Origin of the sequence: Xylella taiwanensis (assembly GCF_013177435.1) — a bacterium.
GTDB lineage: Bacteria > Pseudomonadota > Gammaproteobacteria > Xanthomonadales > Xanthomonadaceae > Xylella > Xylella taiwanensis.
This window is the reverse complement of record NZ_CP053627.1, coordinates 1,707,068-1,727,041: the sequence shown is the minus strand read 5'-3', so window position 1 is coordinate 1,727,041 and position 19,974 is coordinate 1,707,068. Positions and strand designations below refer to the sequence as shown.

The following is a 19,974-nucleotide window of genomic DNA, read 5'->3' as shown; positions in this document are numbered from 1 at the left end:
TCCGTTCTGGGGTGACAGGCGTACTTGGGGAGGCAATAGACTCGGGCCCGAGATGGTCTCTCGGCAGCGATTGACGCACTCTGGCGATGTGCCGATCAGGGTGTCGGATGTCGGTGAGGCTATCGGATGTGTGCTACAGCGGTGCCACGGCAATGGTCTGGCGCAGCACATGGCGTGCTCCGGGAGGCAGTTCGATCACGTCTGGTCCTGCGTTGGCTGGTTCCAGGCAGACATAGTCGCGCCAGCCCTCGGCAACATCGATCATGTGGGTTGCGCCGGCCTGACCTGGATTCCAGACCACCAGACTGCGGCTACCCTGGGTCGTCAACACGATGCGTCGGGCGAACAGTGGATCGACCAGTACATAATGACCGCCGGCTTCGACATAGATACGATCTGCACGGCCCGGATCACGTGGATCCTGCAAGGTCCAATCGCCCTGCTGGCGGTGGCGTTGGGTATAGCCCTCGAATTTGTCGAGGTATTCCAACCCGTCCAGTCCCTGGACCGTGACTTCCAGTGCGTTGCTCACCCTGAAATAGTTGTGCAGCGCTTGGGTGAAGCTGAGCGGGACTTGGCTGAGGTTCTCGGTGGCCAACTCTTGTTCCAGGGTGCGGCCGATACGCAGTGTCATCCGCAGACGTAACCCCACCTGTTTGAATGGCGGCGGCACCAGGACGAGAAACAGACTTCCATCGGTCTCTTGGCAGCTTTCCACCCGTTGCCATGGCACAGTGCGTACGAACCCATGTGCGGGCATAGTGTCGCGTTGTCCTTGGTGGCCGAAGTAAGGCCAACAGACTGGAATACCGCCGCGGATCGGGGTTGGTGGTTGCTGGGCCAATGGGGAGAGCCACATGACCTCCTCGCCACCGGCCGGTACGAAGGAGAGTAACTGTCCGCCAAACACACTGATCACGGCACGTGAGAACGGGGTGTGTATCAGCAGTGCGGGGAAACCATGAAAATCACCTGTGCTCATGCCGGGAATGTCAAACATCGTGGTCACCTTCTGGAGAGAGGGGAATACGGGAATTGCTTGAGAGTGCTGTGCTGAATGATGGTGGTGTTGGCCAGATCGTGAAGGGGATATGTCCAGGTCCAAGCATGCGCCGGAAGCGGGAATGATGCGACGTGCTCCAAAAGGGTATAGACACGCATCTTAGGTTGATTACCGTCATCGCTTCTGGGAACGGTGGCGTTGTGACACCCCATGAGGGCGATGTGCTGCAGGCTGTGCGGCTTGGTGACGATATGAAGTGAGCATGCTGTCGCTAATAAAATTTTCACATCCACGTATGCTCGCCGGGATTGCAGCGATGGCTATTTTGCCTACGGGGTTCCTAATACATGAATTTGCACAATAAGACAGTGCTCATTACCGGAGTGGCGTCTGGCATTGGCGCAGAGGTGGCCCGGCTGGCGCGTTTCCAAGGGGCTACGGTGATTGGTATCGATTGTCAGCCAGTCACCATGACTTTGCATGGGTTCCATCACGCTGATCTTGGTGATCCTGCTTCGATGGATACCTTGATCGCGCAGTTGCCCGAACGTGTCGATGTGCTGGCTAACATTGCTGGTGTGCCAGGCACTGCGCCGGTTGATGTCGTTGCCAAGGTCAATTATTTAGGGTTGCGTCACTTGAGTCATGCATTGCTGCCACGCATCGCGCCGGGAGGCAGTGTGATCAACATGACTTCGCTTCTTGGTGCGGAATGGCCGCAACGGCTGGAACTGCATAAGCAATTAGCTTCCACCCCGGATTTCGCTGCCGGGCTGGATTGGTTGGCGGCGCATCCGGTGCCGGCTTCTAGCTGTTATCAGTACTTTAAGGAAGCGTTGATCGTCTGGACCATGCTGCGGTCGCGTGATTGGTTTGCCGAGCATGCCGTGCGGGTCAACAGTGTTGCGCCCGGCCCGGTATTTACGCCGATTCTGGGTGATTTTGCGACCATGCTCGGTCCGGAGCGAGTGCAGGCTGATGCGGCCAAGATGAAGCGGCCTGCTTACGCGGATGAGGTGGCTGAGGCGGTGGTGTTCCTGGCGTCCGATGCCGCGCGCTGGATCAACGGTGTCAACCTGCCGGTCGATGGAGGCTTTGCTGCCGCGGCGATTTAAAAGCGTTGTCGATGCTCCGTGCGGGGAAAACATGTTTCGGTACGCTGCACTTTTCTCACAGGCGCAGGTCTTGTGAGGTGAACGGCACGCGTGTTTCTCGACAACGGGCGCGTGGTGAGTCGGTTGGTCGCATGATCACTGTTGTCGAAAAGGGAATGAAATACCGGACCTTCGTGTGTTCCCATTCGATGCGAAGTCGATCGTGTGGCCTTGAGAGGCCACACGTCTAGCCTATTGGAGAAGAGCGATAGCATTCAGCAGGTTGCTCAGTTCACGCTCCACGAATCCTGGGTCACCCTGAAACGCGACCACTCATTTGCAGTCAAAAGACGTCCCTGAGAAATAGACGAGGTGCTGTAGCGCCATGGCCCTGCATATTTCATCAATATGTGGTTACGTGAATCCGATGCACGCCAATGCAGGAGAGTGCAAAGCCCTGTGCTTGATCGAACTAGCGATCAAGGAATATAGGCAGTCCGCAAGTTCAATCATTTATTCATGAAGACGATATTGAATATTTCGAAAAACTGGATAGCAAGCAGCGTGATGTGATGGTTCGATTTTCCGTCTGTGGTGTCGCTGCGTTCGGCGGTTCCGATGCTGGCAGGGGAGAATGCCGTTATAACCTGCCACGACCTTGCAGCCCATATCGTCCGGCATGGTTGCGTTGTTGTGTCAGAGCACAGACCTGCCCGAGCGTTGTGCAGAGTCGTTGTATGCAGTGCGTTGCTGGTGATGTTGTCTGCCTATGTGGACATCAATGCGATGGGTGCAGGGTGGCTTGAGGCGGATTCATGAGTGTTTGTGGTGCTGGCTCGAGGTTGATGCCGATCTCAGGTCACATGGAAGCCTAGTGTTGCCTCGACGGCTTGTTTCCAGCCTGCGTACAACTGCTCGCGTCGCTCCTTGTCCATCTCCGGCTTGAAGCAGCGATTCATCCCCCAGTGTTGCGTAATTTCCTCGCGGCTGGACCAGAATCCGGTCGCAAGTCCGGCCAGGTAAGCCGCACCCAGGGCTGTGGTCTCGGTGATCTGTGAGCGCAGCACCGGCACGGCGAGGATATCGCTCTGGAACTGCGCCATGAAGTTATTGGTGATTGCCGCGCCGTCAGTGCGTAGTTCTTTGAGTTCGATGTCTGCGTCTGCCTGCATGGCGCTCAGTACGTCGCGGGTTTGGTAGGCCATCGATTCCAGTGCTGCACGGATGAAGTGTTCCTTGGTGGTACTGCGTGTCAGCCCGAACACCGCACCACGGACGTCGCTGCGCCAGTAAGGTGCACCCAGGCCAACGAAGGCCGGTACGAAGTACACTCCGCCGTTGTCGCCGACACGGTCGGCGTAGGCTTGTGAATCCTGGGCCTTGCCGAGCATGCGTAATCCATCACGTAGCCATTGCACCACGGAGCCGGCGACGAAGATCGAGCCTTCTAGTGCGTACTCAATGTCCCCATTGATACCCCAAGCGATCGTCGTCAGCAGACCATTTTTGGATTTCACCGCTTTCTTGCCGGTGTGCATCAGCATGAAACAACCGGTGCCGTAGGTGTTCTTCGCCATGCCAGGCTCGAAACATGCCTGGCCGAACAATGCAGCTTGTTGATCACCGGCGATTCCGGCAATCGGTATTTGTTTTCCGTGGAAATACGGGGTTTGGGTGACGCCGTAAATTTCACTGGATGAGCGGACGTCCGGCAGCATCGCCGCTGGCACGTCGAGCATGGTCAGCAGATCCTCGTCCCAACGCAGTGCATGGATGTCATACATCAGGGTACGTGAGGCATTGCTGTAATCGGTGACATGGACTTGGCCACCGGTCAGGTTCCAGATGAGCCAGCTGTCGAGGGTGCCAAACGCCAATTCCCCACGTGCAGCCCGCGTCCGTGCGTTCTCGACATGGTCCAGGATCCACTTTACTTTGGTGCCGGAAAAATAGGCGTCGATCAGGAGGCCGGTCCTGGAATGAACGAGGTCCTGGTGCCCGGCCGCCTTGAGTTGGTCGCATATGTCTTTGGTTTGGCGCGATTGCCAAACGATGGCGTTGTAGATTGGCTGGCCGGTCTTACGGTCCCAGACCACGGTTGTCTCGCGTTGGTTGGTGATGCCGATCCCGGCGATGGCATGCACGTCGATCTGGGTGTTGTTGAGCAGCTCGGTGATCGTAGTGTAGACACTGGTCATGATCTCACGTGGGTTGTGCTCGACCCAGCCAGACTGCGGGAATATCTGGGTAAATTCCCGTTGTGCGATGCCGGCGATGCGGCCTTGGTGGTCAAACAGGATCGCGCGCGAGCTGGTGGTGCCTTGGTCGATGGCCAGTATGTATTGCTTTTGCATCAGGACAGTTTTTTCAATGCGGACATCGCCCGCGATATTCGGAAGGGGAATGCTTCAGGGATGCTGCCTGTTCAACAGCATCATGGCTTGTTGCTTGGCACGTACCCGCGTCGGTAGGAATGGATAGATGAGACACTGGAACGCGGTTGCACCCGTCACGCCACCGATCAGGGGACCGACGATCGGAATCCACCAGTAGTGATCTTTTCCGGGCAGCGCCGCTGCACCCCAGCCAGCCAGAAAGGCGAACAGACGTGGACCGAAGTCACGCGCCGGGTTGATGGCCCATCCTTCCAGATAGCCCGTGCAGGCACCGATCGTCGCAACCAACAGACCGATGATCAGTGCCCCTGCGTTGGCGGTTGGTGCTGCTTCGTTGAAGCGTTCGGTGATTGCGAAAATGCCGAAGACCAGGAATGCGGTCAGGATCACTTCATCGCTAAGTGCGTGCATGGGTGTGATGGCCAACCCCGGCGAGGTGAAAAACACGCTGGCGGCACCGCCGGTGTCGCGCGTTAGTTGGTGGATGTGGTTGTAGTGGTCGATGACGGGGCTGTATAGCTGGTACACAATCATTGCACCGAGGAAGGCGCCGCCGACTTGCGCTCCCCAGTACGGCAGTACTTTTTTCCACGGGAAGTGGCGGAATAGCGCCATGGCCAGGGTGACGGCCGGATTGGCATGGGTTCCGGAAACCGAAGCGGTGACGTAGATTGCAATTGTCACCGCTAGGCCCCAGGAGATGCATACGCCCCAGTAGGCGTTTTGATAAGGACTGGGAGCATAAAGGACGTACATTGCGGCCACGGATTCACCAAGAGCGATGATGATGAACATCGCGACTGCTTCGGAAATCAGTTCGCCGAACAGCGCTCGGCTCATGGTGTGCTCTTGCGGGGGGATATTCATGTAGCTGAAACACCTCAGTGTATGGTGGGTGGTGTGATCGATCCTTTGGAGGTGCCAGGATCAGTCCGTTGTCGTGTTTGCTTCCTCCGGTATACGGGAGGAGCAGCTTAGATAGTCTTCAAGACGCTGGGTGACATCGGCGTCTAAGCGTAGACCGAGTTTGCTGCGGCGCCAGAGGATGTCCTCGGCGCTACATGCCCATTCGTAGGTGCGCAGGTAATCGACTTCGGCTTGGTACAGATCAGCACCAAAGTGGATACCCAGGGTGTGCAGGTTGGTGGCATCGCCGAGCACCATTTCGGCACAGGTGCCGTAGTTGCGTATCAGGCGTTGTGCAGTGGAGGCAGGTAGCCAGGGGCGGCGTTGGCACAGGGTGCGCTCTAGCGCCTGGATGTCGTGGCATTCGCCGCCAGGCAGAGGTGAGTCATGGCCGGTCCAGGCGCGGTAGGGGTGTCCCAACACCCGACATAGCTGGTTCACGGCTTCTTCGGCGAGCTTGCGATAGGTGGTGAGCTTGCCGCCGAACACGTTGAGTAATGGTGCGTCATTCCCAAGCATTTCCAGTTGGTAGTCACGGGTGACTTTCGATGCGTTGCTGTGTGCATCGTTCAGGAGCGGGCGCACTCCACTGTAGCTCCAGACGATATCTTCCGGTGTGATCTGATCACGGAAATAAGCATTGACTGCATTGCACAGGTAGGTCATTTCGGCCGCGTCAATGTGTGGATGAACTGGGTCGGCTTGGTCGTCGACGTCGGTGGTGCCAATCAGCGTGAAATCTTGTTCATAAGGAATGGCAAATACGATGCGCCGGTCCGGTTGCTGGAAGATATAAGCATGGTCATGCTTAAACAGACGTGGCACGACGATGTGACTGCCCTTGACCAGACGCAGCGAGTGACGATGTGGCTGTTGAGCGATGTTATCCAGGAACGCTACTGCCCACGGGCCGGTGGCATTAACGACGGCCCGGGTACGCACCACGTGGTGTGTCCCTTGAGCGTCTTCCAGTTCAGCCAGCCAATGCGTGCCATCACGGCGCATCGTCATGCAGCGGGTTCGGGTGAGGATGCGTGCGCCACGCCGTGCTGCATCCATTGCATTCAGCACGACGAGCCGCGCGTCCTGGACCTGGGCGTCGCAATACATGAATCCGGTGTGTAGTTCCGTCTTTAGGGGTTCCCCGCCGGGGTGTTTGGTCAAGTTCAAGCGACGTGACCCAGGTAGGGTGCGTCGGCCAAGGCCGAGGTAGTCGTACAGCAGCAGGCCGGCGCGGATCATCCAGGTTGGGCGCAGATGCGGTTGGTGCGGGAGTATAAAGTGCAGTGGCCTGACGATGTGCGGTGCTTGGCGCAGTAGTACCTCGCGCTCGGTCAATGCTTTGCTGACCAACGCAAACTCGTAATGTTCCAGGTAGCGCAGCCCACCGTGAATCAGCTTGGTGCTGGCACTGGAAGTGTGGGAGGCCAGATCGTGTTGTTCGCATAGACAGACTGACAAGTGACGTCCGGCGGCATCACGGGCGATGCCCGCACCGTTAATGCCGCCACCGACCACCAGTAGGTCGAAATCATGAATGGTCATGGGTCTGCTTCGGTTAGTGATACGAACTGGGTGCTTATCTGGTGCTTATCTTGGGACGCATCATGAGTAGAGGGTGATGCGTTAGGAAAATGATGCTTCGTGTATGCCAGCAACATGCGGCATTGGCCTTGAGGAAGGCGTGTTGTTTTGAAGGTCGTACATCAATGCTTTTAATGAATAAATGTTATTGCCGATGCCAACGGCCAAGCTGGTGTTAGGAGGACAGCCGCAGTGGAGGAAGACGTTGTGCAGCGTGCGGAGCATCCTAAGTGCTGTAACTCGATCGGCTGGTTCGACGCGACGGCCCACCGTTTTTTCAGTGGGTGGAATAGTCAGCTTGCATGTGCTGGCGTTGCGGGGCGTCCTTCGTTGATCTGAGTGTGCGATGTGATGTCTGCCATGGCTGTTTTATTTTTTAATCTGCAAGATGTGTCTCTTGAGTGCCTGTGTCAACACCATTGGGTTGCTATTGTTTGTTGTGGTGGTGCTGTTGGTATGCGTCATTGTCTGGTTGCATGCGATCCATGCATGTGCAGGAAATCGAGTTATTGTCACCCACGACCGGGCGCGTTGGTGTGATCATTTTCACAGGTTATGAAAATGTATCCTGGTGATGATGTCATCATCGTCATGAGCGCTGCACCATGATTCCAACCTGGGTTTGGCGTGATTGTCTGCGAGTGTGGATGCAGCCATACCGGCACTAGCGATCTTTACGTTGCTCTGGGCGTGGTGTTGCAGAGGGTCTGACAGGAGACGGTGATGGTGGTGCGATGGGAAATAGTCCCGATGCTGTGTGTGCTGGTCGTCATGGGGGAGAAGGACGTGCACGTTTTTCTGGAAACGGGCAGGGAAGGCGTCAGCGGGGGGGCTGTCTGTTGAGTTCTAAATGGCTGACAGCGTTTTTCGTGGTGACGTGTGGCGTACATCAGAGGATGCCACGCGGGAACGATCACAGGGCCAAGGTTCGGAATGAATACTCGGATTGCTGATGGTAGTGAGCCAAGTAGGCGTGTTTTTCGAATTCGGATGTCGCGTCGGTTTGCTTGGTGTGCAACGTGTCTAGTCGGCGCCGTGGTTGCCTGGGTTGCGCAGTGGTCACAGGTCATGACTCACATGATGTTGATTGATCTCGGTGATATGGCAGGCGGGGTGTCGTGTGCGATGTGAGGTGACTCCGGTGGTATATATCCGGGGGTGTGGTCGTACGCTTCTGAGGGAGTCTCACATGGGTAACGCGGTTGAAGTTCAATGGGTTGCTCCATCTCAGATCGGTCAGCAGGTGTTGATGTTGATAGATGCGATGTTTTCTGGGTGCTTGTGCTGATGCAGTTGTTACTTGCAGGTCTGTCGCGCCTATTCCCCCGGGGGATATGGCTGTAGCAAAGATGCCAATGCCGTTGCGGGTGGGTGCGTCGTTTGTCTGAGGACATGTGTATCTGGGAGGAGCGTCCGGCGATGGGTACAGTGGGGTGTTTGAATCACACACTCACGCACTTTGCATTGGGACATCGCCCTGTCATCCAAAAAAGGTGTCTGAATCAGATCACTTTGTTGGATGTTTTAAAGATGTCTGGGTGTTGGATGTTTTTCCGTTGTCGGAATGCAACCTGAAAGGCTTTCTTGAGGTGTTTGCTTGTCATTTACGCGTGACCGTCCGGACTCCAGGAGGCGTCTTGGGATGGATGGGGAGCATTCAGTCATTTTGGGCGCGCTTGGGCTGACTGCTGCATTCGTGTCGCTGGACTTGCTTGGGCTGAAGCGCTAGCGTGGCTCGGTTTTTTGCGGATCACGTGGGTTTTTGATGAACAACGCTATTTCTCCCCGTCAGCTCACTTTCCGTGCCGCGGTGCTGGCGGTCGTGCTGGCGGTCGTGCTGGCGGCGGCTAACGCTTATCTGGGGTTGTTTGCCGGCTTGACCATTGCTACGGCGATCCCGGCGGCGGTGGTGTCGATGGGGGTGCTGCGTCTGTGCGGCGGCAGTTCGATCTTGGAAAACAATATCGTCCAAACGGGTGCTTCGGCCGGCTCATCGATTGCTGCTGGTGTGATCTTCACGATTCCGGCGTTGGTCATCATGGGCTACTGGCCGGATTTCAAGTACTGGTGGGTGCTTGGCATTGCGGGCCTGGGTGGGTTGCTTGGGGTACTGTTTTCGGTGCCATTGCGGCGCTCAATGATCGTTGAGGACCCGCTGCCGTTCCCTGAGGGCAAGGCCGCGGCTGAGGTGCTGAAGGCGGGTGAGAATCCCGGGCCAGGGCTGAAGATCTTGGCGTTGTCTGGTGCGATCGGTGCGTTGGTTAAGCTGGCCGCCGCCAGTGGCTTCAAGCTGATTCCGGACACCTGGACGCAGGCGGCCTATCTGGGTAGTAGCAAGGTGGTGGGTTATATCGGCACAAACTTGTCGCCGGCACTGTTGGGCGTTGGTTACATTGTCGGCTTGAATGTAGGCATCGTGGTTTTGTCAGGTTCGATTCTGTCCTGGCATGTCGCCATTCCGCTATATCAGCAGTTCTTGATGGGGAGTGATCCAGATCTGGCGCAGCGTCTGGCGACGGCTGCGGCGGCTGACGCGGCGTTTGGCATCTGGGGGGAAAAGATTCGCTATCTGGGCGTGGGTGCGATGCTGATTGGTGGTGTATGGACGCTATTCTCGCTGCGTAAGTCACTGCTCGGCGGCGTCAAGAGCGGCTTCGCTGCGGCACGCAAAGGAAGCGGCAAGGTGGTGTCGCATACTGAATGTGATTTACCGATGAAGTGGATGTTGGTGGCGCTGGTGGTGTTTACGTTGCCGTTGCTGGCGTTGTATCAGACGATCGTGCAGCAATGGCAAGTGTCGGTGCCGATGACGATTATCATGATTGTGGCTGGTTTCTTGTTTGTTTCGGTGTCAGGGTACTTGGCTGGCATGATTGGTTCGTCAAACAATCCAGTGTCAGGCATCACGATCTCAACGATCTTGTTTGCTTCAGCGGTGCTGGTCTTGTTGCTTGGGCGCAGCGGGTTGGCGCCGACCGGGAGCGGTGGTGCGCCGCTGGGTGCTGTGGCGGCGATTATGATTGGTGCGGTGGTGTGCTGTGCGGCAGCGGTGGGCGGCGATAATTTGCAGGATCTCAAGGCGGGCTATTTGGTCGGTGCCACACCGTGGAAGCAGCAGGTGATGATGGGGGTTGGTGCGTTCTCGTGTGCCTTGATCATGGCGCCGGTACTGAACCTGTTAGCGCATGCTTACGGCATTGGTCCGGCGACACCGGAGCACCCGAATGCGCTGAGCGCACCGCAGGCAACGTTGATGGCGTCGGTGGCACGTGGTCTGTTTGGCGGTCAGTTGCCGTGGACGATGATCGGTGCCGGTGCATTGATTGGTGCACTGATCATTGGGGTTGATGAGTGGCTCAAGGGACGTGGTGCGCGTTTCCGTATTCCGGTACTGGCCGCAGCGATTGGCATCTACCTGCCTTTGGAGCTGATGGTGCCGATTTTCGTGGGCGGGGTGTTGTCATATTTGGTTGAACGGGCTCACAGGATCCGTCGCGATGACGAAGCAGAGCGCGACCGGGTGCATCGCCCTGGGGTGCTGTTTTCTGCGGGTTTGATTACCGGAGAGGCGTTGATGGGCATCGTGATTGCAGTGCCGATCGTGGTTTCGGGCCGTGCTGACGTACTGGCATTGCCGGAGACCTTTCATTACAGCCAGTGGGTTGGGTTGGCACTCTTGGCGTTCGTGGGGTGGCTGCTGTATCGCGTCAGCAAGTATGGTGCACGTACGGCGTAATGGATTTTTTCTTGATGCTTGTGCTTTGCTAGAAAGAGTGGGGAGTGCTTGTATTCAACAGTGATGGTTGCACTGCCTGTGTTTCTCTCAGTGTATTGGTTGCGGGAGTATTCGGATGTGTGCAGATGAAGAGAACGTCCCTGTGGTGGAATACAACGGCGTTCTCCACTGCATTGAGTGTGCGTATTTCACTGAGGATCTTCTGCATCGACTTCACCAGCCTGCATCATGATCCGAGTGCCGCACCACACAGCGTAAAGAGGCTTAATGCCCTGTCATGCTTTCGGGTTTGGGTGACGCCGTGTCGCTTTTGCTTCCCATTGTCGGCATGTTCATTCATGCGGTTGGTATGCCGATGGCTTGCTGTCTTTGCGTCCTGATGAGACATCGCACTACCATCGCTGCTTTTCCGTTGCGAGAGTCCTGATGAAGTTTCGTTGTGTTTTGCTGCTGTGTTTACTGTCCGTCTTGCCCACACTTGCCGCAGCGCGTGGTTTCGATGTGCGCGATATGGTGGCGTTAGACCGGGTGTCCTCGCCAGAGCTGAGTCCTGATGGCACCGTCCTGGTATTTGCTAAACGCCAGATGGATGCTAAGCACATCAAGGCCAGTACCAGTGTGTGGGTGAAACGGTTGCATGCTGGTGCTACGGCTGACCCCGTTCGGCTTACGCCATTGGGGTGGGATGTGAGTGCACCGACTTTTTCCCGTGATGGCAAGGCTGTCTATTTTCTTAGTGCCAAGTCCGGAAGCAATCAGTTGTATGTGTTGCCGGTGAGTGGTGGTGCACCGCGCCAGTTAACCAATCTGGCTGTGGGTATGGACAGTTATAAGTTGTCCCCGCAGGGCGACCGCATTGTGTTCAGTGCCGGAGTGTTTCAGGCCTGTGGCGCGGATCTGGGCTGTACCAAGCGAAAGTTGGATGAAAAGAAAAACGCTAAGCCGAGTGGTGTGGTATTCGAGCGACTGTTTGTGCGCCATTGGGATGCTTGGAACGACGGTCGCCGCAACACGCTGTTTGTTGCGTCGTTGCCCGCTGCTGGTGATAAGCCGGTGAGCAATGTGGCAGCGATGAGTGCAATGCTTGATGGCGATGTCCCGTCTAAGCCGTTTGGCGGTGCCAGTCACTTCGCTTGGTCACCAGATGGAAATAGTGTGGTGGCGAGCATCCGTGTGGCCGGTCGTGAAGAACCTTGGTCGACAAACTTTGATTTGTATCGTTTTGATGTGTCCGGCCACGCGGCGCCGGTCAATCTGACCAGGGCCAATCCGGCTTGGGATGCGACGCCGGTATTCAGTGCCGACGGCAAAATGCTGTATTACCGTGCGATGCAGCGTCCGGGTTTCGAGGCTGACCGTTTTGGGCTAATGGTCATGGATATGCATAGTGGCAAGGTGCGTGAGATTGCTCCGCATTGGGATCGTTCTACGGATGAGATCGCACTTTCAACCGACGGTACGGCGCTCTATGTCAATGCCGACGATCATGGGGAGCACCCTCTGTTCAAGGTCGACATTGCTTCGGGCAAGGTGGAGAAGTGGGTGGGCGAAGGCAGCGTGCATGCTCCAGTGCTGGCGGGTGGGACGTTAGCTTTCACGCGTAACTCGCTCAAGAGTGCGGACCAGATCTTCGTGACAGATGCGGCGGCGCGGGCACCGCTGCGTGCCATCACTCCGGCGACTGGCGAGGTGCTTAAGGATGTGCGTTTCGGTGATTTCGAGCAGTTCAGCTTCAAAGGATGGAACGATGAGACGGTGCACGGTTATGTGGTCAAGCCACATGATTACCGGCCGGGGAAGAAGTATCCAGTCGCATTCTTGATTCATGGCGGCCCACAGGGCAGTTTTGGCAACGGCTGGAGCTACCGTTGGAATCCACAAACCTATGCTGGTCAGGGCTATGCTGTGGTGATGATCGATTTCCACGGATCCACTGGCTATGGCCAGGCGTTTACCGACGCCATCAGTCAGCACTGGGGAGATCGCCCGCTGGAAGATTTACAAAAAGGCTGGATTGCAGCACAGCACCAGTACGCATTTCTCGACGGTGGCAAGGCCTGTGCTTTAGGTGCCAGCTATGGCGGCTATATGGTGTATTGGATGGCCGGCCAGTGGAATCAGCCGTGGAAATGCCTAGTCGACCATGATGGTGTATTCGATAATCGGATGATGGGCTATGCCACCGAGGAATTGTGGTTCAGTGAGTGGGAGAACGGTGGTACGCCGTGGCAGAATCCTGCTGGTTATGAGCAATTCAACCCGGTGTTGCACGTGGACAAATGGCGTGTGCCGATGTTGGTGATTCACGGCCAGCAGGATTTTCGCATTCCCGTCGAGCAGGGGTTAGCGGCGTTCGGGGCGTTGCAGCGTAAGGGTATTGAATCCAAGTTTCTGTACTTCCCGGATGAGAATCACTGGGTGCTCAAATCTCAGAACAGCATTCAATGGCACGACACAGTGAACGCGTGGCTTAAGAAGTACATCGGTCAATGACATGACTTGCGCGAGGCGTGCGATGTCATGCACGGCCTCGTTGGGTGTTTGTAGCAGCGGCGGCTTGGGTATCGGAGTGTATGTATGACATCGCAGGCACGTTGTTCCTGAGCGCCGCTGGTTGCTGGTGAGGTGGATGTGGTGAGTGCCGCTCTTCGTGTTGCTGTTGTCTTGTTATTGGTCGATGTGGTGCTGCTGTTTGTGCCCGGATTACATGGTGGGTTGACATCGCGGGTGATGCGATGCTTGATCAATCCCGTTGGAATATCCGTAATGGTTGGCATGCTGCCCCTTGAGGCGACCAGAGGGTGTGGTGGTCGGCGTTGCAGTGTGCAAAAAACTGCGATCTGACAGGGATGTCTGCCTCGTGTGTCTATCGTTGTCCATCGGGTGCTGTGATGTACGAGCTCTAACGCAGCATGCATTGGGTTTGGAAAGGACGTTTGGTGCAACTGGAGGTAGGCACAGCCTGCCTCCAGTGGCCGGAGTTTACCGTCTGCTAGCGCCACTGTAGTTGCCACCGCCGTAACCACCAGCGCCGTTGCCGCTGTAACCACCAGCACCGCCACCGCTGTAATCACCAGCGCCGCTGCCGCTGTAACCACCAGCGCCGCCACCGTTGTAACCACCAGCGCCGTTGCCGCTGTAACCACCAGCGCCGCTGCCGCTGTAACCACCAGCGCCGCCACCGTTGTAACCACCAGCGCCGTTGCCGCTGTAACCACCAGCGCCGCCACCACTGTAACCACCAGCGCCGTTGCCGCTGTAACCACCAGCGCCGCCACCGCTGTAACCACCAGCGCCGCCGCCGCTGTAATCACCAGCGCCGCCGTAACCACCACTACCACTCCAGCTTCCGCTTCCGCTGTAGCTCCAGCTACCATCGCCATCATGCTCGTCATGATGGTCGTTTTGTTCCGACATGCGATTGATCAGAGATCGCTGCTGGTTGCGCTGGAGGTTACTTATCTGCACGTTTTCTTGTGTCGTGAACTTGTACAGCTTGCCCGTGTTGTCAGTGAAAGCGAAACCTAAGTACAGCGCGTCATTGGCGATCACAGGGGGGCTGACGATTGATGCCTGGGTATCGAACGACGACAATATTTCTCCGGTGTTCGCATTAACCATCGTTATCTTGCCGCCGGGCAGGCTGGTGTAGACGATATCCGGTGATGATGCTATTCCACCCCCTGTATTGTGCTTGGTGTTGATGTGGCTGCTTTCTGGCAGTTTTATATTCCACAGCATTGTGCCGGTTGCTGCATCCAGCGCTGTTAAGTAATGCGCGTTGTGCATCTGGGGGTCTGTGGCATTGGATGCCACATAGATGTGCGATTTGTAAGGATTAAATGAGGTTCCAACAATGCTATTTGTACTACCGGGGTTGACCTCAATTGACCACAGTATGGTGCCGTTATTGGCATCGAGTACTTGATAGTGACCTCTTGCTTCCGGAATAGCCACGACGTCTCGTGTTGTGCCATTGATCTGCAATGTAAATAAAGTGACGCCGTTGTTGTCGGCGTTGTCAGTGACAGTACTTGCCTGCTTTTCCAGGTTCCGGCTCCAGAGCAATGTGCCGTTTTCCGTGTCCAACACCAGCAATGTGTTGGTCAAGGATGATACTTTGCCGTTGCTGCTTGTTAGGGCATAGAGACGTTTTTTTGCTGAGTTAAGCGCTAAGGGGCCCCGAATTAAAGCGTCGGCTGGAATAGCGTAGGACTGCCAGCGCAGCTTACCAGTCTTCATATCCAGCGCGGCCACGCTGCTTGGTGATTTTCCGGAAGATACGCTGACGTAGACACTATCCTCGTCGATGGTCGGTGGGGAGGTGATTTTCGCATCCAGGCTGGGTTGAATCGTGGTTTTCCACAGCAGTGTGCCGGTGGTTTTGTGCAACGCTAGTAAGGTGCCGCTGCTCTGGTCGCCGACCACGATACCTTCGGGAGCGATCGCGGTGCTGTTGAGTGAGACTGAATGAAGGTTGCCGGTGTAGTCGGATAGTGGGATCGACCAGAGCAGGCTGCCCAGCTCGGTATCGATCTTGTTCAATGTGCCGTTCGAGTTCGATACGTATAAGGAGTGATTTTCGATAGTTGGAGCAGTTGGGAATCCACCTGGTGTGGCGAGGCTCCATTGGACTTGCAGGCGTATGGCAGTGGTTGCATTGATCAGCGGTCCGTCCGGTTGAAAATTGCTGTTCAGGGTGCCGCCACCAGCACTAGGCCAGGAGTTTTGGGTGGGAAAAGTGGGAAAAGTAGTGTCCAAGCGGGAGGTGGTGACGTGGTTCGATAGAGTCCTTTGCGTAGCAAGCAGGGGAGTGAGGGACGATAGGCCGATGAGCAAAGTTGGTAACACCGCGAGAGCAAGAGGGCTTGGTCTGAAGTTGCTTCTTGGTATTTTCATTTGAGGTTCCATAGTTCAATCGGTTGAAGTTGGATTCCCCCGGTGTCCGTAAGGCCAAGATAGGCAGATAGAATGACCGGATGCCAGCAGGAGATCCGGTAGCGTTTATGTGCAAGTTTGGATAGTGAAATTATTTGAGAAATGATATGTGTTTTTAATCACGCATCATGGTTTTTCTATTGAAAAATATGGAGACCAGATCATAAATTCAGACATTAATTATTATTTTTTTCTATCGTATGATATGGAAAATATTTTATAAAAAATTGCTTACATCTGGTTTCGTTTGGAGACGATAATACTTTTAAACTTCCATGTCTTGTTAATTAAATGTTTCGATTCCAAGATGTGTTTTACTGCATGATTCTCCTATCTTCACGGGCGACACTTTGTTTATCCATGTGCTCATACACATGCCATGTTGGTTCTGCTTGGTTTCTTTATGAGAGTAATCAGGAAGTGCTTAGTCCCTACGTCCAGTCAGGACGCTCTTTGATTTTTGGAACAATAACAACGAAGGAGTTTGGAACGTCCCCGAGAGGGATGATAGGGCATGCTGATCGTAGCAATGACATACCGCTATTTAAAGGGTTTTGATTCTGTTTTCCAAATAAAATATTGTCATTTCGTTTCCAGAAATATATTGCTCTACGATCGTGTAATGTCTGTCGTTTCTTCCGAAGGTGCGTGAATGTCTGTACTAGTACGTTGTTTTGTTTAGCATTAATGGATAAATTTTAAGAAATTGAAATTTTAATTTATGGAGTTATTTCATGTAATCGCTGGCGTATTATTTTCATAAATGCATAATAAACATCGAGTATCTCAATGGAACGCGTTAATTTCTAGAATTTCAAAATTATTTTTCATTAATTTTTAAGAAATCCATTCAGGTTTTCTTTAATGTGAAGATTTTATTTTCATAAATCATGGATTTATTTTAAAAATAACCAGACGGGTTATTTTATAGAATGAATTTCCGTTTTTGTTAAGTATGGCGATGTGATTTATTAAGCTATCCTATAAAAAATCAATTTTTCATTCGGTGTGAGGTTTCTATAAATTAATTGAAAAGTCGTGCATCTTTATAATGATGTATTGACGAAGTGATTTCATTTCCAGAAAGGCTGGACTCAATATTTATAATGATTTCATTTTCCTTCTCCTTCCTATGTGAATAATCACTGTCGGCTAAGAATATCTTTGCTTTATATTTACACTTAATTTTTTCTTCTGCATGAATGCATTTATTAAATCCGAATGTTTCTAAGCATCTTTCTGATGTGCAGTTATTGGATAATATGTGTTGACTCAAAGAGTCGCTTAGGTTTTTGATTGAAAAATCTTTTCCTTTCGTCCATGACATAGATACGAGTGTCTGCAGAGCCGATCCTGAAATATCATCCATTCTATAGTCGATGCCAACTTTTGTTTTGCCTGATATTATAATGAAATAGGAGATTATAGCCGTAATAAAAAATATTATGATCGGAATTTTTCTTTTAAGTGAAGATTGTTTTTTCATGATTCTTGCTTTAATTAGAATTTGTGAAGATAGGTGCTTCAAATAATTTCCATATTCCTTTTAATTATTCATCTGGAGAGATGATCTCGAAATGAATGATGTACCTATACCTGCTTACAGCATAATCGGTTTGTGTCTTCTAACTATTAATGAGGTTGAAATAACTTTATTTTAACGATTTTCCAATCGAGTTTCCAAGATGATAGCCATTACCTTAATTTTATTTGCGGTAGAAAAATTATCCGGATACGTTGTTTGGATATCTGAACAGTGTATAGGATGCGTGATTAAAAATAATTAAATGAATGGAAGTATTGAAATTCATGTTGATGGTAAAAGGATGAAAATAAGATGGAATGAGATTGCTAGGATGTATAGCAGGATATGCTATTAGGGGCGCTTCATTTCTTATATGCCTTTTCGTTTTAGATCTGTAAGATCTATAGGATGCCTTTTAAAGATGCTCTTCAGTGTCCAGGAGGCATTGTATGTTGATGCCATTGTTGATGTGCTGGGTGTGCTGACGTCGATAATCAAATAGTTCGAAAGTGGTGCTGTTGATGTGTGTTATTGGTGGTTAGAGGTGTTGGGGATGTTGGTTCAATACGGCATGTATGTTGTTCTGACATTGCTCCTTGGTTGATTTCATCTCCAAGAGACTTGTTTAGTCTCTTAAGAGATTTTAGAGGGTGGAATACAACATTTAAGTTTCTGAGCGATGCCGTTGAAATCCTTCCGAATCTGCAATGTTCTAAGGTAGTATTTGGAACAATGATGGCAACTTTGGAATCGAATAAAGATGATACTGAAAAAATTAAACTAAATGGTTTTTCTGCATTTTGGAATACAATCAGGGTGTTTTTTTACATCACCTTGGCTACTACTAACAAGCAATCACACACGAAAGGAAATTAAAAATGAAAGATCTAGAAGGAAAAATTATTCTTATTACAGGTGCAACCGATGGTATTGGTAAAGCAGCCACGACTGAGTTTGCAAAACGTGGCGCATCAATAACTTTAGTTGGACGCAGTAAAGAAAAGACCGACAAGGTCATCAAAGAACTTGAAGCATCTACCGGCAACAAAAATCTTGATTACATTATTTGTGATTTAGCAAAGATTAAAGATGTGAAAAGAGCGGCACAAGCGTTCAAAGCAAAGCATGATCGTCTTGATGTTCTTGTAAATAATGCTGGTGCAACCTTTAAAAAACCAACATTAGGGCATGACGGATATGAGATTACATTCACACTGAATCATCTAGCATATTTTCAGATGACTCATGAGTTACTTGACTTAATTCGCGAAACACCGAATGCACGAGTTGTCTCAACCTCAAGTTCAATGCAAGCATTAGGGAAAATTGATTTAAATAAAATCTCCACTGCTATTGATGTTTCTGGACCTAAGGCTTACGCTACATCAAAACTTGCAAATATTCTCTTCACCAAGGAACTTCAGAAAAAATTAGCTGGAACTACGGCAGTAGCCAATTGTTTTGAACCAGGAATGGTTAACACTCAGTTTGGTGGATTTGGATCAGATCAAGGTTGTCTAATAAACTTGGTTTATGCTATTGCGAAGCCATTTGCAATTTCACCAGAAAAAGGTGCAGATTCTTTGATTTGGCTTGCCACTTCTAAAGAAGCATTAGCTTTGCAAGGTGAATATGTTTCTAAACGTCGTCCAATCAAACCATCCCAACAAGCACTTGACACCAAACTAGCTTCAGATTTATGGGTCCTTAGTGAAAAAATTTGCTTGAATGAAAATGGATTGATTTAATAAGAAAGCTGTCATTGCGACAGCTTTTTTATTTTTTGTAAGTTGATTTTTTATGCGTCGGTTAAGCCCTTCGATTCTGGAAGTTGCTAATGTGAATGATTTCAAAACAGGCGCAGGTAAAAATGTTCAATTTTGTTTAATATCAGATTGATAATTGGAAAAAGCATTAAGCAACAAATAGCGAACTACGAAGCATAGAAAGTAGTAGTTAAGTAGGCAAGAATGGGGTTTTTAAACATAGCTACACTCAGAGTCTTAATAGGTGTGACTAAGTTTAAATTTGTGTTAATACGATGCATGCACGATCTAGGAATGATTAACTATTTCCGATTCTACATGTAGAGCGACTAAGAAGGAAAAAGATTAGAAATAAAATAATAGTACTTTTATGAAATAACAAATTGAAACTGCGAAAATTTTCTTCAAAAAATACAAAGCACCTGTGGGTGCTTTTTTTACGAACTTGCCTTTGACGTTGGGTAATCACATTGTGCTTTGCTGTCTGTACGATTTTCTTCATCGGGGTAAATCCATTCCACAATACAGAGACGCAGAAATAAATTTAAAAGTGACTCCCCGACAACTGCCTATCACTTATTATTAGGAGTGTTCAATCATGAAATAACTCAACATTTTTTATAAAAGTAGAAAAAGTACAAAAAACTATCAACATCTTGGTAAGACTGGTTCCTTATGGAAATTTTTCTGTAGCTAGATTTTATAAATCACATGTTGGGCAAGCAGCTATGCGCCAAGTTTTTGAGAACACATCTGTGATGCTATTGAGAAAGTATTTGCATTGCTTGGTGCTTACCAGGCTGCTGAATATGCGAATGCTTTCTATGGAATGAGTAGGGATGACTTGTTACCCAATTGTTCAATATGTTTATGTAATCGGGTTATAAAATTCTTCAAGATGGTGATTACTGTAGGTATTGAACTTGCCACGTGACAAGCTACGGTGAAGGAATCAACAGAAGAAGTTGTGTAATTATGAAAACTACAACATACCCTCAATATATCGTCAATGGAGTTAGAAAAAGG

Annotated in this window: 11 protein-coding genes and 1 pseudogene; 6 read left to right on the top strand and 6 right to left on the bottom strand. The window is 51.6% G+C overall.

Annotated features, from left to right (window positions below):
• Window positions 1–133: 133 nt before the first annotated feature.
• Window positions 134–1,039, bottom strand: a pseudogene (locus tag PLS229_RS07530) (D-hexose-6-phosphate mutarotase); the annotation flags it as partial.
• Between the two features lie 311 nt (window positions 1,040–1,350).
• Here PLS229_RS07530 and PLS229_RS07525 point away from each other — a divergent pair.
• Window positions 1,351–2,118 carry a coniferyl-alcohol dehydrogenase gene (locus PLS229_RS07525; RefSeq protein ID WP_038271148.1) on the top strand — a complete coding sequence of 256 codons (768 nt, stop codon included), beginning with the start codon at window positions 1,351–1,353 and terminating at the stop codon, window positions 2,116–2,118.
• 833 nt (window positions 2,119–2,951) lie between these two features.
• Here PLS229_RS07525 and glpK read toward each other — a convergent pair.
• From glpK to glpD, 3 genes are all read right to left on the bottom strand, one after another.
• Entirely contained in the window at window positions 2,952–4,451 is a 1,500-nt protein-coding gene (gene glpK / locus PLS229_RS07520; protein WP_038271149.1) for a glycerol kinase GlpK, read from the bottom strand.
• A gap of 54 nt (window positions 4,452–4,505) precedes the next feature.
• Window positions 4,506–5,333 (bottom strand): MIP/aquaporin family protein, encoded by an 828-nt coding sequence (locus tag PLS229_RS07515; RefSeq protein WP_038271150.1) that lies wholly within the window; start codon window positions 5,331–5,333, stop codon window positions 4,506–4,508.
• A gap of 87 nt (window positions 5,334–5,420) precedes the next feature.
• Window positions 5,421–6,944, bottom strand: coding sequence for a glycerol-3-phosphate dehydrogenase (glpD, locus tag PLS229_RS07510; protein WP_038271151.1), 1,524 nt, complete (start codon window positions 6,942–6,944; stop codon window positions 5,421–5,423).
• A gap of 1,636 nt (window positions 6,945–8,580) precedes the next feature.
• On the opposite strand from glpD, the gene PLS229_RS12470 reads away from it, so the two are divergent.
• The 3 genes from PLS229_RS12470 to PLS229_RS07500 all read left to right on the top strand — a co-directional run bounded on the left by PLS229_RS12470 (window position 8,581) and on the right by PLS229_RS07500 (window position 13,212).
• Window positions 8,581–8,712, top strand: coding sequence for a hypothetical protein (locus PLS229_RS12470; RefSeq protein WP_267903154.1), 132 nt, complete (start codon window positions 8,581–8,583; stop codon window positions 8,710–8,712).
• Between the two features lie 36 nt (window positions 8,713–8,748).
• Window positions 8,749–10,719, top strand: a complete 1,971-nt coding sequence (locus PLS229_RS07505) for an OPT family oligopeptide transporter (protein ID WP_038271152.1) — start codon at window positions 8,749–8,751, stop codon at window positions 10,717–10,719.
• Between the two features lie 426 nt (window positions 10,720–11,145).
• A complete protein-coding gene (locus PLS229_RS07500) occupies window positions 11,146–13,212 on the top strand; it encodes an alpha/beta hydrolase family protein (RefSeq protein WP_038271153.1) in 2,067 nt (688 codons plus the stop codon).
• Window positions 13,213–13,701: 489 nt separating this feature from the next.
• On the opposite strand, the gene PLS229_RS07495 is transcribed toward PLS229_RS07500, so the two are convergent.
• Window positions 13,702–15,618 (bottom strand): outer membrane protein assembly factor BamB, encoded by a 1,917-nt coding sequence (locus PLS229_RS07495; RefSeq protein WP_081755433.1) that lies wholly within the window; start codon window positions 15,616–15,618, stop codon window positions 13,702–13,704.
• 1,063 nt (window positions 15,619–16,681) lie between these two features.
• Window positions 16,682–17,143 carry a hypothetical protein gene (locus PLS229_RS07490; RefSeq protein ID WP_201745846.1) on the bottom strand — a complete coding sequence of 154 codons (462 nt, stop codon included), beginning with the start codon at window positions 17,141–17,143 and terminating at the stop codon, window positions 16,682–16,684.
• Window positions 17,144–17,707: 564 nt separating this feature from the next.
• On the opposite strand from PLS229_RS07490, the gene PLS229_RS07485 reads away from it, so the two are divergent.
• On the top strand, window positions 17,708–18,058 hold the full coding sequence (locus PLS229_RS07485) for a hypothetical protein (RefSeq protein ID WP_152536610.1): 351 nt from the start codon (window positions 17,708–17,710) through the stop codon (window positions 18,056–18,058).
• A gap of 2 nt (window positions 18,059–18,060) precedes the next feature.
• Window positions 18,061–18,930 (top strand): SDR family NAD(P)-dependent oxidoreductase, encoded by an 870-nt coding sequence (locus tag PLS229_RS07480; protein WP_038271155.1) that lies wholly within the window; start codon window positions 18,061–18,063, stop codon window positions 18,928–18,930.
• Window positions 18,931–19,974: the final 1,044 nt, after the last annotated feature.

Coding starts and splice junctions, on each gene's coding strand:
- PLS229_RS07515 (WP_038271150.1), bottom strand. CDS start 5,333: ATGAGCCGAGCGCTGTTCGGCGAACTGATTTCCGAAGCAGTCGCGATG.
- glpK (WP_038271149.1), bottom strand. CDS start 4,451: ATGCAAAAGCAATACATACTGGCCATCGACCAAGGCACCACCAGCTCG.
- PLS229_RS07495 (WP_081755433.1), bottom strand. CDS start 15,618: ATGAAAATACCAAGAAGCAACTTCAGACCAAGCCCTCTTGCTCTCGCG.
- glpD (WP_038271151.1), bottom strand. CDS start 6,944: ATGACCATTCATGATTTCGACCTACTGGTGGTCGGTGGCGGCATTAAC.
- PLS229_RS07505 (WP_038271152.1), top strand. CDS start 8,749: ATGAACAACGCTATTTCTCCCCGTCAGCTCACTTTCCGTGCCGCGGTG.
- PLS229_RS07525 (WP_038271148.1), top strand. CDS start 1,351: ATGAATTTGCACAATAAGACAGTGCTCATTACCGGAGTGGCGTCTGGC.
- PLS229_RS07490 (WP_201745846.1), bottom strand. CDS start 17,143: ATGAAAAAACAATCTTCACTTAAAAGAAAAATTCCGATCATAATATTT.
- PLS229_RS07500 (WP_038271153.1), top strand. CDS start 11,146: ATGAAGTTTCGTTGTGTTTTGCTGCTGTGTTTACTGTCCGTCTTGCCC.
- PLS229_RS07480 (WP_038271155.1), top strand. CDS start 18,061: ATGAAAGATCTAGAAGGAAAAATTATTCTTATTACAGGTGCAACCGAT.